The organism is Amycolatopsis sp. NPDC049253 (assembly GCF_040678995.1).
Taxonomy (GTDB): Bacteria; Actinomycetota; Actinomycetes; order Mycobacteriales; family Pseudonocardiaceae; genus Amycolatopsis.
On record NZ_JBFAQX010000003.1, the window covers coordinates 1 to 13,932 of the forward strand.

Consider the following 13,932-nt stretch of genomic DNA (forward strand, 5'->3'; position numbering starts at 1 on the left):
GGTCACACTGGCGCCGCCGACGACAACACCAAGCCCGACTCAGCCACTACAAACGACGCGGCTACCCACTCACCTAACTGCCGTTGCAGTACTAGACCTTGAGGCTGCGGTAATAGGCGAGCGCGCCCGGGTGCAGGGGGAGCGGCTCCGTCTCGATGCCCGGGTGGACGTCGATCGACAGGGCCGCGCGGTTGGCCTCCGCGAGGGCGGGGCGGGCGTCGTAGAGGCCGCGGGTGAGGGCTTCGGCGACGTCGTCGGCCATCTTCGCGGGGACGACCAGGAAATTGGGGACCACGAGCGTGGTCACCGGGCCGGCCTGGTTGTAGGTGCTGCCGGGGATGGTGGCGGTGCTGTAGACGGGGCTGTAGGCCTGCATGCCCTCCTGCAGGCTGGCCATGTCGAGCAGCCGCAGGCCGACCTTCTGCGTGTACTGCGTGATCAGCGGCGTCGGCAGGCCGCCGGACCAGAACAGGGCGTCGAGCCGGTGGTTTTCGAGGGCCTTGAGGGAGTCTTCGAGGCCCAGTTGCTGAACGCTCACGGAGTCGGTCAGCCCGGCGACGGCCAGCACGCGGTTGGCGATGTACTCGACGCCGGACTCGGGCGAGCCGACCGCGATGTGGCGGCCCTTGAGCATCGACACCGACGTGTAAGGCGAGTCGGCGCGCACGACGATGTGCAGGTAGTCGTCGTGGATGCGCGCCAGCGCGGTCAGCCGGCCCGGGTACTGCGCGGCGGCCTCGGCGGCGAGGTCGGCCGCGACGAAGGCCACGTCGGCGCCCCCGGAGCGCACGCGGTTGAGGTTGTCGCGCGAGCCCTGCGTCGCCAGGACCTCCGGCCGGGCGATGCCCAGGTCCTTGGCCCACGCGTCGGCGAGCGGCCGGGCGAGGTCGTTGTACACGCCGCCGACCGCGCCGGTGGCGATCCGCAGGTGCAGGCCCTCGAAGCTCGGCCCGCACGCGGCCGTGAGCCCCGCCACGAGCCCCGCCACGAGCACCGCGACGAGCACCGCCGTGAGCCTCCGCCTCGCACGCATGGGGCGATCGTGCCAGACGGACGCACCGGGCGTTCGCGGCTCAGGTGCACCGCACCGTGAACCGGGCGCAGTCCACCGGCGCGATGGGCGCGAGCGGTCCCCGCTCGCCCCACGGCGGGCAGCTGCTCACGGGCGAGCGCCGTGAGTCCTCTCTCCATGCGGTCACGGCGGGATCATCGCAGCGCACACCGACAAAAACCGCGCGCGGGACGAGAGGAGCGAGATCCGGCCGGGACCGCGTTCAACCAGGTGGGCGGCGGCTTCCCCGAGGTCGGCGGGGGTTACCCTGGCTACCTGATGACCGAGAATCGCAAGACCTTCCAGATCCGCACCTTCGGCTGCCAGATGAACGTGCACGACTCGGAACGGCTCGCCGGTCAGCTCGAGGAGGCCGGGTACGTCCCCGCGAGCGCGGAGGCGAAGCCGGACCTGGTCGTGTTCAACACCTGCGCCGTGCGGGAGAACGCGGACAACAAGCTGTACGGCACCCTGGGGCACCTGCGCCCGGACAAGGTCGCCAACCCGGACATGCAGATCGCCGTCGGCGGCTGCCTCGCGCAGAAGGACCGCGGGGAGATCGTCAAGCGCGCCCCGTGGGTCGACGTCGTGTTCGGGACGCACAACATCGGCTCGCTGCCGACGCTGCTGGAGCGCGCGCGGCACAACGCCGAGGCCGAGGTGGAGATCCTCGAGTCGCTCGAGACGTTCCCCTCCACGCTGCCCGCGCGCCGCGAGTCGTCGTACGCGAGCTGGGTGTCGGTTTCGGTGGGGTGCAACAACACCTGCACGTTCTGCATCGTGCCGTCGTTGCGGGGCAAGGAACGCGACCGCCGCCCGGGCGAGATCCTCGCCGAGGTCGAGGCGCTCGTGGCCGAGGGCGTGCTCGAGGTGACGCTGCTGGGGCAGAACGTGAACTCCTACGGCGTCGAGTTCGGCGACCGGCTGGCGTTCGGCAAGCTGCTGCGCGCGACCGGCGGAATCAGCGGCCTGGAGCGCGTGCGGTTCACCTCGCCGCACCCCGCCGCGTTCACCTCGGACGTGATCGACGCGATGGCCGAGACCGCCAACGTCTGCCACCAGCTGCACATGCCGCTGCAGTCGGGTTCGGACCGGGTGCTGCGCGAGATGCGCCGCTCGTACCGCTCCGGGCGGTACCTGAAGATCCTCGACGAGGTCCGCGCGGCGATGCCCGACGCGGCGATCACCACCGACATCATCGTCGGCTTCCCCGGCGAGACCGAGGAAGACTTCCAGGCGACGCTCGACGTGGTGCGCGAGGCGCGGTTCTCCAGCGCGTTCACGTTCCAGTACTCGAAGCGCCCCGGCACGCCGGCCGCGACGATGGACGGCCAGCTGCCGAAGGAGGTCGTGCAGGAGCGCTACGACCGGCTCGTGGAGCTGCAGAACGAGATCTCCTGGGCGGAGAACAAGAAACTGGTCGGGACCAAGGTCGAGCTGCTCGTGGCCGCGGGCGAGGGCCGCAAGGACGCCGAGACGCACCGCATGAGCGGTCGCGCGCGCGACGGGCGGCTCGTGCACTTCACGCCCGCCGGGTCCGTTGTGGACCGTGCGGTGCGCCCGGGCGACGTCGTCGAGACGGTGATCACCTACGGCGCCCCGCACCACCTGGTCGCCGACGGCGATCTTCTGACGCACCGCCGCACGCGGGCGGGCGACAACGCCGAAGCGGGTCTTCGGCCCAAGACGAGCGGGGTCACGCTGGGACTGCCGGGCTTCGGAGCCCCGGCCGTCGAGCCGGCCCCGGTGAGTGGGTGTGCGCTGTGAGCGAGCCAGGAACGCCGGCCGAGGTCGACGAGGAGCTGACCGGCCAGATCGACCAGGCGGGAGCGCGCGCGTCCCGCACGGTGGAGCTCGGCCGCCGCGGTTTCTACATCGCCGTGTTCATCGTCGTGCTGCTCGTGGCGCAGTTCCTGCCCTGGGTCGGCGACCACGCGGGCTACCAGGTCCTGCAAGGCGCCGGCGGCCGCATCCCGCAGCTGTTCGCCGCGACGTCCACGGGCATCGGCGTCCTCGTCGGCGCGGTGGGCGTGGCGACGCGCCGCTGGTGGGTCGCCTGGTGCTGCGCCGCGGGCGGCTGGTTCGCCTCGGTGGACGGGCTGCTGTCGGTGTGGTCCCAGCAGTCGGCCCACGCGAACGGCGCCGTCGGCGGCGGACCGGGGATCGGGATGATCGTCGCGTGGGTCGCCACGATCGTCCTGGCGACGATGTGGATGAGGACGGCTTTCTCACGGGCTTGAGGGTGCCGGGCGCTGCGGGGTTCGACGGGCTCCTTCATGCCTTCGGCCCGCGCGTGAGGCCTCCCCGCGCGCCGCGAGCCGGCCGGCTGATCACCCATCGCGACCACGACCTACCCGAACGATCGAAAAGGGCCGCCCCCGGTGGAAATCCGGGAGCGGCCCTTTTCACGTGAACCCGACGATCAGCGGTCCGCCACAGCGGCCTCAGCCGCTTCCATCCACTCGCGCCACTGAGCGGCCTGCTCGTCGGCCTTCTTGGCGCGGCGCTCGTCGCCCGCGGCGCGGGCCTTGGCGGCCTGCGACTCGAACTGTTCGACGCGCTCGCGGAACTGGGCGGCGCGGGCCTGGGCCTCCGGGTCGGTGCGGCGCCAGCGGCTGTCCTCGGCGGACTTGACGGCGTCCTGGACGGCCTTGAGCCGGCCGTCGAGCTCGCGGATGCGCTCGCGCGGGACCTTGCCGATCTCGTCCCACTGTTCCTGGATGCGGCGCAGCGCGGACTTGGCGGCGTCGAGGTTCGCGGCGACGTCGATCTTCTCCGCCTCGACCAGCAGCTCTTCCTTGCGGGAGGCGTTGCCGGCGAACTCGGCGTCGCGCTCGGTGAACACCGCCGAGCGGCGGGCGAAGAAGGCGTCCTGGGCCGCGCGGAAGCGCTGCCACAGGGCCTCGTCGCTGTCCTTGGGCGCGCGGCCCGCGGCGCGCCACTCGGCCATAAGCTCCTTGTAGCGGCCGGCGGTCGCGCCCCAGTCGTCGGACTCGGCGAGGGACTCGGCCTCGGCGATGAGCTCTTCCTTGCGGTGCTTGGCGCTCGCGCGCTGCTTGTCCAGCTCCGCGAAGTGCGAGCCGCGGCGGCGGTTGAACGCCTCGCGGGCCTTGGAGAACCGCTTCCACAGCTCGTCGTCGGTCTTGCGGTCGACGCCCTTGACCGTCTTCCACTCGTCCAGGATCGTGCGCAGCCGGTCGCCCGCGACCTTCCACTGGGTCGAGTCGGCGGCGATCTTCTCCGCCTCCTCGGCCAGCTCCTGCTTGCGCGAAACGGCGGCCGCGCGGGCCTCCTCACGCTCCTGCTTGACCTTGCCCAGCGCCTTCTCGGCGGCGGCGATCACGTACTCGACGCGCGCGGCCAGCGCGGCGAGGTCACCGACCACCGCCGACTCGGCCAGCCCGTCGCGGATCTGCGTGGCGTTCGACAGCGCGTGCTTCGGGTCGCCGACGCCCGAGCTCAGCCGGGTTTCCAGCAGCTCGACCTCGGTGCGTACGTCGTCGAAGCGGCGGGCGTAGTGCACCAGCCCTTCCTCGGGCGTGCCCGCCTGCCAGACTCCGACCGCGCGTTCGCCGTCGGCGGTGAAGACGAAAACTGTGCCCTCGGCGTCGACCCGGCCCCAGGTGGACGGGCTGGGCTCGGCGGCCGGCACCGGGGGTGCGGTCTGGGCGCTGCCGGGCGCGTGGGGCACCGGGTGCGGTGCCGGGGTGCCGCTGGACGTGTTCTCCTGGGCCATCGCAGGCTCCTTATCGCCTGTACGCCCGCTGGTGCGGGCGCCCCGCGTGCTGCGGGGCCGGGTTACGCGGTGGTGCTTCCGGGGGCATGGGGCCCCAGCGGCATTCAAGCAGCTCAGCGCTGGCTGTGGTACTGGATGAGCCACCTGAAGCCAGTGATCCTACTTCTCCTTGACGCTCCGTGTCGGCGGTCCTCCCCGTCCAGGTACCCTCGGCCAGCGTGATCAGCCCTGCTCAGCCGCCTCGTCCGGTGGCCGTCGTCGGTCCCACGGCCACCGGGAAGACGGCGCTGGCCGTGGAGCTCGCCCTCGCCCTCGGCGGTGAGGTCGTGAACGCCGACGCGCTCCAGCTCTACCGCGGCATGGACGTCGGCACGGCCAAGGCCACCGAAGCCGAGCGGCGCGGCGTGCCCCATCACCTGCTCGACGTCCTCGACGTCACCGAGACCGCGTCCGTCGCCGCCTACCAGCGCGACGCCCGCCGCGTGATCGAAGACCTCCTCGCCGCCGGCCGCGTACCCGTGCTGACGGGCGGCTCGGGCCTCTACGTGCAGGCCGTGCTCGACGACCTGAAGTTTCCCGGCACCGACGCGGCGGTCCGGGCCCGGCTCGACGCGGAGGCCGGCGAACGCGGCACCGCGATCCTCTACGCACGCCTGGCCGAACAGGACCCGGCCGCGGCCGCCGCCATCCTGCCCACGAACACCCGCCGGATCGTGCGCGCGCTGGAGGTCATCGAGCTGACCGGAGAGCCGTTCTCCGCGAACCTGCCCAAGCCCGGTCCGGCCCGCTACGGCACGGCGCTGATCGGCGTCGACCGCGAAGCCGCCGAGCTCGACGAGCGCGTCGACCTGCGCGTGGAGCGCATGTTCGCGGCCGGGCTTGTCGACGAGGTGCGGGAGCTCGAAGCCCGCGGCCTGCGCGACGGCAAGACGGCGTCCCGGGCGCTGGGCTACCAGCAGGTGCTCGCCGAGCTCGACGGCGAAGGCGACTTCGCGGCCGCCGCCGCGGCGACCGCTCAGGCCACCCGTCGCTTCGTCCGGCGGCAACGCTCCTGGTTCCGCCGCGACAAGCGGATCCAGTGGTTCGACGGCGCTTCCCCCGACCTGGCCGCGCGCGTGCTCGACGCCCTGGCCCAGTAATCTTGTCCCCATGGGCGGCATCGAGTTCCTCAAGGGCCACGGCACGCAGAACGACTTCGTGCTGCTGCCCGACGCGTCCGGCCGTCTCGACCTCACTGCGGAGCGCGTGGCGGCCCTGTGCGACCGCAGGCGTGGCCTGGGCGCCGACGGCGTGCTGCGCGTGGTGCGCGCCAACGCGATGGGTGAGGCCTCCGACGGCGAGTGGTTCATGGACTACCGCAACGCCGACGGCTCGATCGCCGAGATGTGCGGCAACGGCGTGCGCGTGTTCGCCCGCTACCTCGTCGACGCCGGCCTGGCGGGCGACGGCCGCTTCACCGTCGGCACCCGCGCGGGCGACCGGCCCGTGGTGGTCCACCCCGACCGCTCCGTGACGGTGGACATGGGCCCGGCCACGATCACCGGCACCTCCGTGACGGTGGTGGCCGGGAGCCCGTTCTCCGGCGTGGCCGTGGACGTCGGCAACCCGCACCTGGTGTCGGTGCTCGACGAGGACGTCGCCGACCTCGACCTGCGCGACCAGCCCGACTTCGACCACGACGTGTTCCCGACCGGCGTGAACCTCGAGTTCGTGAACCTGCTCGGCGAGGGCGCGCTGCGCATGCGCGTCCACGAGCGCGGCGTGGGGGAGACCCGCTCGTGCGGCACCGGCACGGTGGCCGCCGTCGCCGCCGCGCTGCACCTGGCCGGCACCGACACGGGGGAGTCCACAGTGGACATCCCCGGTGGGCGTGTGGTCGTGACCGTCGAACGCGGCGCCGCCACGCTCACCGGCCCGGCGGAGATCGTCGCGCGCGGCGAGCTCGACGAAGCCTGGTGGGCCGCCGCCGGGGCGTGAGCCACACCCCGGCGGCAGCAGCGCATCAGCCGACCGTCACCTCGACGGCCAGCTCACCGTCACCCGGACGAGTGGTCACGGCGGAGATCACCCCGGCCGCGCGCACATCGTCCGACACCGCGGCGAACCCGCTGAGCACGTCGTCGGACGCGCTCACCGTGAGGGTTTCGACGGCCGAGCGCATCGACACCTTCGCGTCGGTCTTGGCCCGCCGCACGGCCGCGATCACCGAGCCCGCCAGCGGCAGCAGGGCGGCGTCGCCGTCGACCTCCAGCGCCTCCGGCCACGGCGCACGGTGCACCGAACCCTCCTGCCACCACGACCAGACCTCCTCGGCCGTGTAAGGCAGCACCGGCGCGAACAGCCGCACCAGCACCGAAAGCGCGGTCGTCAGCGCGGCGCGGGCCGAGTCCGCGGCCGCCTCGCCGCGATCGCCGTACGCACGGGCCTTGACCAGCTCGACGTAGTCGTCGCAGAACGTCCAGAAGAACGTCTCCGTCACCTGCAGCGCCCGCGCCTGGTCCAGGCCTTCGAACGCCGCCGTCGCGTCGGCGACCACGCGCGCGAGCGCGGCGAGCACCGACCGGTCCAGAGGTTCCGTCACGGCGGCGCCCGGCGTGGGCAGGCCGAGACCGAGCACGAACCGGCTCACGTTGAGCAGCTTCGTGGCCAGCCGCCGGCCGACCTTCATCTGGCCCTGGTCCTCGGCCGTGTCGACGCCGGGGCGCGCGCTGGCCGCCCAGTACCGCAGGGCATCGGGCCCGAACTGGTCCAGCAGCGCGGCCGGCGTGACGACGTTGTCCTCCGACTTCGACATCTTTTTGCGGTCCGGGTCGAGCACCCAGCCGGAGATCACCGCGTCGCGCCAGGGCAGCACGTGCTCTTCCAGCTCCGAGCGCACGGCCGTGGAGAACAGCCAGGTGCGGATGATCTCGTGCGCCTGCGGCCGCAGCGAGTACGGGTAGACGCGGCGGAACAGGTCGTCGTCGAGGCTCCAGCGCCCGGCGATCTGCGGTGTGAGCGACGACGTGGCCCACGTGTCCATCACGTCCACCTCACCCGTGAACCCGCCCGGTTTCCCGCGCTGGTCCTCGGTGTAGCCGGGCGGCACGTCGGTGGTCGGGTCCACGGGCAGGGCCGAATCCGGCGGCACCAGCACCGCGTCGTGGTCGGGCTCGCCGTGCTCGTCGAGGGGGTACCAGACGGGGATCGGCACGCCGAAGAACCGCTGGCGGCTCACCAGCCAGTCGCTCGTGAGGCCCTCGGCCCAGGCGCGGTAGCGCACCTCCATGTGCGGCGGCACCCAGTTGAGCTCGCCGCCGCGCTCGATCAGCTTCGCGCGCAGCGCCTCGTCGCGGCCGCCGTTGGTGAGGTACCACTGGCGGCTCGTGACGATCTCGAGCGGCCGATCACCCTTCTCGTAGAACTTCACCGCGTGCGTGATCGTCCGCGGCTCGCCGCGCAGCGACCCCTCGGCCCGCAGCGCTTCGACGAGCAGCTGGCGTCCCGTGTGGACGGTCTTGCCGGCCAGCGGCGCGTACGCCTCGGCAGGCACCCCGCGCGGCGCCTCGGGCAGGAACCGCCCGTCGCGGCCGAGCACGGGCCGGGTGTCGAGCCGCAGCGCGCGCCACCACGTGACGTCGGTGGTGTCGCCGAAGGTGCAGACCATCGCGATGCCGGTGCCCTTTTCGGGGTCGGCGAGGTGGTGCGCGTGCACCGGCACCTCGACGCCGAACACGGGCGTGCGCACGGTTTTCCCGACCAGGTCGCGGTACCGCTCGTCATCGGGGTGCGCCACGAGCGCGACGCACGCGGGCAGCAGCTCCGGCCGCGTGGTCGAGATCAGCACCTCGTTCTCGCCCGCGTGGAACACCAGGTCGTGGTACGCGCCGGGCCGCTCCCGGTCCTCCAGCTCGGCCTGCGCGACGGCAGTGCGGAACGTGGTGTCCCACAACGTCGGCGCCTCGGCCTGGTAGGCCTCGCCGCGCGCGAGGTTGCGCAGGAAGGCGCGCTGCGAGATCTCCGTGGTGGCCGGGTCGATGGTCTGGTACGCCAGCGTCCAGTCCACCGACAGGCCCACGCGCCGCCAGACGTCCTCGAAGACCTTCTCGTCCTGTTCGGACAGCGTGCGGCACAGCTCCACGAAGTTGCGCCGCGACACCGGGATCACGTCCTTGCCGGGCTTGGCCGGCGGCGTGAACGACGGGTCGTAGGGCAGGGCCGGCTCGCAGCGCACGCCGTAGTGGTTCTGCACGCGGCGCTCGGTGGGCAGGCCGTTGTCGTCCCAGCCGACCGGGTAGAACACCTCACGCCCGCGCATGCGCTGGTAGCGCGCGAGGACGTCGGTGTGCGTGTAGGAGAACACGTGACCGATGTGCAGGGAACCGCTCGCCGTGAGCGGCGGCGTGTCGATGGAGTAGACGTCTTCGCGGGGCTTCGTGCGGTCGAAGCGGTGGACGCCGTCGCGCTCCCATACCCCTACCCACTTGGCCTCCAGACCGTCGACACCGACCTTGTCCGGGACACGAGGGCTGGGCTGCGGGGTTGCGTTCATGAACCAACTCTAGGCGGGCGCCGCCACCGCTTTCTCGCCCACCGGCAGGTCACGCATGTGCCGCAGCGGCGAGCAGACCACCCACAGCGCCGCGGCGAGCTGGCCGATCACCGCCGTCCACAGGGCACCGGTCAGCCCGAGGCCCTCGCCGAGCGCACCGCCCAGCAGCCCGCCGAGCGGCATCGTGCCCCAGACGATGAACCGCACGCTCGCGTTCATCCGGCCCAGCAGCCGATCGGGTGTGATCGCCTGGCGGTAGGAGACCTGCGCGACGTTGTAGAGGATCACGCCGAACCCGGCCAGCGCCAGGCCGAAGCCGGCGAGCGGCACGCGCCAGCCCGGCCCCGCGAGCGGCACGAGCAGGTTGCCCGGCCACACGAGCATCGGCAGCAGCCAGATCGAGCGCGCCTGCCCGACGCGCCGGATGATCGCGCCGGCGAACAGCGCGCCGAGGATCCCGCCGATGCCGCCGACGGCGAGCAGCCCGCCGACCGCCGCGGGCGGGAGGCCGGCCGTGCGCGTCAGGAACAGCACCTGCACGGCCTGCGCGGCGGCGCCGAACAGGTTCGCGGTGGCGGTGCACGCGACGATGGCGCGCAGCGGCTTGTCGGTGAACACGAACTTGAGGCCCTCGATCATCTGCGGCACCAGGCGTTCGTGCCCGGTCTTCTCCGGCAGCTGCTCCACGGTGCGGATCCGCCAGAGGCACAACGCGGAGGCGAGGTAGCCGAGCCCGGTGACCAGCACCGTGCTCGCCGCGCCGACGAACTGCACCAGCACGCCCGCCGCGCTCGGCCCCGCGATCTGGGCCGAGGACTGCACGCCCTGCAGCTTCGCGTTGCCCTCCAGCAGCCGGTCCCGGCCGACGAGGGCGGGCAGGTAGGCCTGGTAGGAGACGTCGAAGAACACCGTGCCGATGCCCACGAACAGCACGACCACGATGAGCTGGGCCATCGTCAGCCCGCCCGCCCACCACGTCAACGGGATGCTCAGGATCAGCGCGGCGCGGGCCAGGTCGGCGGTGAGCATCACCGGCCGCTTGCGCAGCCGGTCCACCCACACACCCGCCGGCAGGCCGATGAGCAGGAAGCCCAGCGTCTCGGCCGTGGTCAGCAGACCCATCTCGAACGGCGTCGCCGCGAGCGTCACCGCCGCCAGCAGCGGGATCGCCGTGACGCCGACGAACGTGCCCAGCTGGCTCGCCGTGTCACCGGCGAACAGCCGGCGGAAGTCGGCGTGGAAGAGGAGGGAGTCCCGGTTCACCCGATCGAGTTTCGGCGAGTGATTGGAAAGTGTCAATCACTTTGTCGTGCCTAGGCTGTGCGGGTGCCGACCCCACGACGCCCTTCGACGGAGGCCGAGGCCGCCGCGCTCGCGTCCGGAATACGCCTGCGCATCATCCGGTTGACCTCCTTCGAGGCGATGACCAACAAGGAGCTGGCCGAGCGGCTCGGCCGCGACCCGGCGACCACGCTGCACCACGTGCGCCGCCTGGTCGAGACGGGTTTTCTCACTCCGCTGGAAGAGCGCCGCGGCGCTCGCGGAGCCAAGGAGATCCCGTACCGGTCCACCGGCCTGTCCTGGCAGCTCGACAACGGCGCGGCGGTCGCGCCCGTCGGCCAAGCCATGCTCGAGGCCTACCTCGCCGAGATGGGGGAGGCCGACGCCGCCGAGGTCGACTCCAGCCGGCTCGTCTTCCAGGTCGCGCCGGCCGAGGTCGCCGAGTTCAAGGACCGGCTCACACAGTTGCTCGAGGAGTTCCGGGAACGGCCCCCGGAGCCCGGCGCCGAGCGCACCGCCGTCTACGTATCGATCTATCCCAGCAGGTAATCACTCGGCTCCCGCGCCGAATCGTGGGAGCATGGAGGCACGATGACAGAACTGACACACGAAGACCTGTACGACGACGACCCGTCGACCGGTGAGATGGAGCTCGAGGACCGCGCCTCGCTCCGCCGCGTCGCAGGCCTGTCGACCGAACTCACGGACGTCACCGAGGTCGAATACCGCCAGCTGCGGCTGGAGCGCGTCGTGCTGGTCGGCGTGTGGACCGAAGGCACCGCCGAGCAGTCGGAAGCCTCCCTCGCCGAGCTGGCGAGGCTGGCCGAGACCGCCGGTTCCGAGGTGCTCGAGGGCCTCGTCCAGCGGCGTGCCAAGCCCGACCCGGCCACCTACGTCGGCTCCGGCAAGGTGCGGGAGCTGCGCGACGTGGTCGTGGCGACCGGCGCCGACACGGTGATCTGCGACGGCGAGCTCTCGCCCGGCCAGCTGCGCCAGCTCGAGGAGAAGGTCAAGGTCAAGGTGATCGACCGGACCGCCCTGATCCTCGACATCTTCGCGCAGCACGCCCGTTCCAAGGAGGGCAAGGCCCAGGTCGAGCTGGCCCAGCTGCAGTACCTCATCCCGCGGCTTCGCGGTTGGGGTGCGTCGCTGTCCCGGCAGGCCGGTGGCCGCGCCGGTGGCGCCAACGGCGGTGTGGGCCTGCGCGGTCCCGGTGAGACGAAGCTCGAAACCGACCGGCGGCGGATCAACAAGCGCGTGGCGAAGCTGCGCCGCGAGATCGCGTCGATGGACACGATCCGCGAGACCAAGCGCGGCCGGCGCTTGGCCAACGAGGTGCCCAGCGTGGCCATCGTCGGCTACACCAACGCCGGCAAGTCGAGCCTGCTCAACGCGCTGACCGGCGCGGGCGTGCTGGTGGAGGACGCGCTGTTCGCCACCCTGGACCCGACCACGCGCCGGGCCCAGACGGCCGACGGGCGCACGTTCACCCTCACCGACACCGTCGGGTTCGTGCGGCACCTGCCGCACCAGCTGGTGGACGCGTTCCGCTCGACGCTGGAGGAGGCGGCCGACGCCGACCTGCTGCTGCACGTCGTCGACGGGGCTGACCCGGCGCCCGAGGAGCAGGTGAACGCCGTGCGCGAGGTGCTCGGCGAGATCACCCGCACCCGCAAGGAGCCGCTGCCGCCCGAGCTGCTCGTGATCAACAAGGCCGACGCGGCCGACCAGGTCACGCTGGCGCGGCTGCGCCACCAGCTGGCGGGTTCCGTGCTGGTGTCCGCCCGGACCGGCGCCGGCATCCCGGAGCTGGCCGAGGTGCTCGCCGACCGGCTGCCGCGGCCGCAGGTCGTGGTGGAGGCGCTGGTCCCGTACTCGCGCGGCGAGCTCGTGGCCCGCGCCCACGCGGACGGTGAGGTGCTCGAGGAGGAGCACGTCGCCGACGGCACGAGGCTGGTCGTCAGGGTCCACCCGGACCTCGCGGCGGCTTTGCGCCGGTACGAAACCAACTCCTCGGCGCTCTGAACGTCTTCCGTAGTGTGCGGCCGGACCGGGCCGCACACTACGGAGGTGAGCTGGTGCGGGTCGTCCTCGCGGTGACGGCGGTTTTGCTGGTGCTGGGCGCTGTGCCCGCTGCTGCCGCGGCACCACCACCCGCGCCCGAAACGCGGTGCAAGGTCACCGACTCGCGGCTTGGGGAGCTCTCCGGCCTGGTTTCCGACGGCGAGCACTGGTACGCGATCAACGACGGCGGCACGAAGGTGCAGGTCTTCGTCCTCGACCACTCGTGCAAGGTGCAGAAGGTGCTCTCCGCGAGCACAGACCCGTACGACGTCGAGGACCTCGCGCGCGCGGCCGACGGCACCCTGTGGCTCTCCGACACCGGCGACAACAGCCACAAGCGCGCGACCGTCGCGCTGATGGAGATGAAACCTTCGGGCGGCAGCGTGACGTTGCACCGCCTGACCTACCCCGACGGGCCGCACGACACCGAGGCCCTGCTGCTCGACCGCTCGGGCACGCCGTACCTGATCACCAAGGAAGTGCTGGGCGACGCCGCCGTGTACCGGCCGACCGGCCCCTTGGCCAGGCCGGGGCCGACCGCGTTGGAGAAGGTCGGCTCCCTGACCATCCACGACACCGACACGGTGGGCGGGCCGGTGGGCGCGTTCGGATCCGTGCTGGTCACGGGCGGCGCCACCAGCGCCGACGGCAGCGTCGTGGCCCTGCGCACCTACACCGACGCGTACCTGTATCCGGCCCCGGACGGCGACGTGCTCGAGGCGCTCAAACGCAACCCTGTGCGGATCCCGCTGCCGAACGAGAAGCAGGGCGAAGCGCTCGCCTTCGAACCCGACGGCACGCTGCTGTCGGGCGGTGAAGGGGTCGGCCAGCCCATCCGGGCGGTGAAAAACGCGACGGCTCTGGTGGCGGGCGCCGCCGCGCCGCAGCGTGAGGCGGCCAAGCCCGCCGCTTCGGGTGCGACCGGCGGCTCGGACGACTCGTCGGGTCCGTCGCTGCTGCCGGTGGTGGGCATCGCGGTGGTCGTGGTGCTGATCGGCTGGTTTCTGCTCAGCCGGCTGCGTCGGCGCCCGCGCCGCTGAGTCCTGGCCGCGCGGTCCTGCCCGCGGGGTCCTGACTGCCGGGTCCTGATCGCTGAGGTCCGCCCCGGGGAGGCAACCGGGGCGTGGCGCGCACAGCGGGAAGACCACGCAACGCAGGGACTACGCACGGCACGGCCCAGCAGCACACCAGGCCGCACGGCACCGTCCACACCGGACACCGGGAAGGTCCCGCCCGCGGCGCGGGGACGATCGAGGCCGGGCATCCTCG

The 13,932-nt window shown here is 72.3% G+C and carries 11 protein-coding genes; 7 read left to right on the plus strand and 4 right to left on the minus strand.

All coding sequences use genetic code 11. From position 1 onward, the window contains the following. Positions 1–91: 91 nt before the first annotated feature. Positions 92–1,033, minus strand: a complete 942-nt coding sequence (locus tag AB0K15_RS07530) for a TAXI family TRAP transporter solute-binding subunit (protein WP_364046722.1) — start codon at positions 1,031–1,033, stop codon at positions 92–94. Between the two features lie 297 nt (positions 1,034–1,330). Between AB0K15_RS07530 and miaB the strand changes: the two genes are divergently transcribed. After that, the gene (miaB, locus tag AB0K15_RS07535; RefSeq protein WP_364046724.1) at positions 1,331–2,818 is read left to right on the plus strand and encodes a tRNA (N6-isopentenyl adenosine(37)-C2)-methylthiotransferase MiaB; all 1,488 of its coding nucleotides are present in this window, start codon (positions 1,331–1,333) and stop codon (positions 2,816–2,818) included. After that, positions 2,815–3,291 (plus strand): hypothetical protein, encoded by a 477-nt coding sequence (locus AB0K15_RS07540; RefSeq protein WP_364046727.1) that lies wholly within the window; start codon positions 2,815–2,817, stop codon positions 3,289–3,291. Before miaB ends, AB0K15_RS07540 begins: the two co-directional genes overlap by 4 nt. A gap of 182 nt (positions 3,292–3,473) precedes the next feature. On the opposite strand, the gene AB0K15_RS07545 is transcribed toward AB0K15_RS07540, so the two are convergent. After that, the gene (locus AB0K15_RS07545) at positions 3,474–4,787 is read right to left on the minus strand and encodes a DUF349 domain-containing protein (RefSeq protein ID WP_364046730.1); all 1,314 of its coding nucleotides are present in this window, start codon (positions 4,785–4,787) and stop codon (positions 3,474–3,476) included. Positions 4,788–5,005: 218 nt separating this feature from the next. Between AB0K15_RS07545 and miaA the strand changes: the two genes are divergently transcribed. Then, positions 5,006–5,926 (plus strand): tRNA (adenosine(37)-N6)-dimethylallyltransferase MiaA, encoded by a 921-nt coding sequence (gene miaA, locus AB0K15_RS07550; protein ID WP_364046733.1) that lies wholly within the window; start codon positions 5,006–5,008, stop codon positions 5,924–5,926. 10 nt (positions 5,927–5,936) lie between these two features. Next, positions 5,937–6,764, plus strand: a complete 828-nt coding sequence (gene dapF / locus AB0K15_RS07555; RefSeq protein WP_364046736.1) for a diaminopimelate epimerase — start codon at positions 5,937–5,939, stop codon at positions 6,762–6,764. Between the two features lie 25 nt (positions 6,765–6,789). Here the strand turns inward: dapF and valS are convergent, their stop codons facing one another. Together valS and AB0K15_RS07565 are read right to left on the minus strand one after the other, a co-directional pair. After that, positions 6,790–9,318 (minus strand): valine--tRNA ligase, encoded by a 2,529-nt coding sequence (valS, locus tag AB0K15_RS07560; protein ID WP_364046739.1) that lies wholly within the window; start codon positions 9,316–9,318, stop codon positions 6,790–6,792. Positions 9,319–9,327: 9 nt separating this feature from the next. Further along, positions 9,328–10,581: an MFS transporter gene (locus tag AB0K15_RS07565; RefSeq protein ID WP_364046742.1), complete on the minus strand. Its 1,254-nt coding sequence runs from the start codon at positions 10,579–10,581 to the stop codon at positions 9,328–9,330. 63 nt (positions 10,582–10,644) lie between these two features. On the opposite strand from AB0K15_RS07565, the gene AB0K15_RS07570 reads away from it, so the two are divergent. The 3 genes from AB0K15_RS07570 to AB0K15_RS07580 are packed head-to-tail and all read left to right on the plus strand — an operon-like array spanning position 10,645 to position 13,703. Then, positions 10,645–11,148 (plus strand): helix-turn-helix domain-containing protein, encoded by a 504-nt coding sequence (locus AB0K15_RS07570; RefSeq protein ID WP_364046745.1) that lies wholly within the window; start codon positions 10,645–10,647, stop codon positions 11,146–11,148. Between the two features lie 42 nt (positions 11,149–11,190). After that, on the plus strand, positions 11,191–12,624 hold the full coding sequence (hflX, locus tag AB0K15_RS07575; protein WP_364046748.1) for a GTPase HflX: 1,434 nt from the start codon (positions 11,191–11,193) through the stop codon (positions 12,622–12,624). 53 nt (positions 12,625–12,677) lie between these two features. Next, a complete protein-coding gene (locus AB0K15_RS07580) occupies positions 12,678–13,703 on the plus strand; it encodes a hypothetical protein (protein WP_364046751.1) in 1,026 nt (341 codons plus the stop codon). Positions 13,704–13,932: the final 229 nt, after the last annotated feature.

Bases quoted from the DNA above. Each gene is read 5' to 3' on its own strand.
- AB0K15_RS07530 (WP_364046722.1), bottom strand. From the start codon at position 1,033: ATGCGTGCGAGGCGGAGGCTCACGGCGGTGCTCGTCGCGGTGCTCGTG.
- miaB (WP_364046724.1), top strand. From the start codon at position 1,331: ATGACCGAGAATCGCAAGACCTTCCAGATCCGCACCTTCGGCTGCCAG.
- AB0K15_RS07545 (WP_364046730.1), bottom strand. From the start codon at position 4,787: ATGGCCCAGGAGAACACGTCCAGCGGCACCCCGGCACCGCACCCGGTG.
- dapF (WP_364046736.1), top strand. From the start codon at position 5,937: ATGGGCGGCATCGAGTTCCTCAAGGGCCACGGCACGCAGAACGACTTC.
- valS (WP_364046739.1), bottom strand. From the start codon at position 9,318: ATGAACGCAACCCCGCAGCCCAGCCCTCGTGTCCCGGACAAGGTCGGT.
- hflX (WP_364046748.1), top strand. From the start codon at position 11,191: ATGACAGAACTGACACACGAAGACCTGTACGACGACGACCCGTCGACC.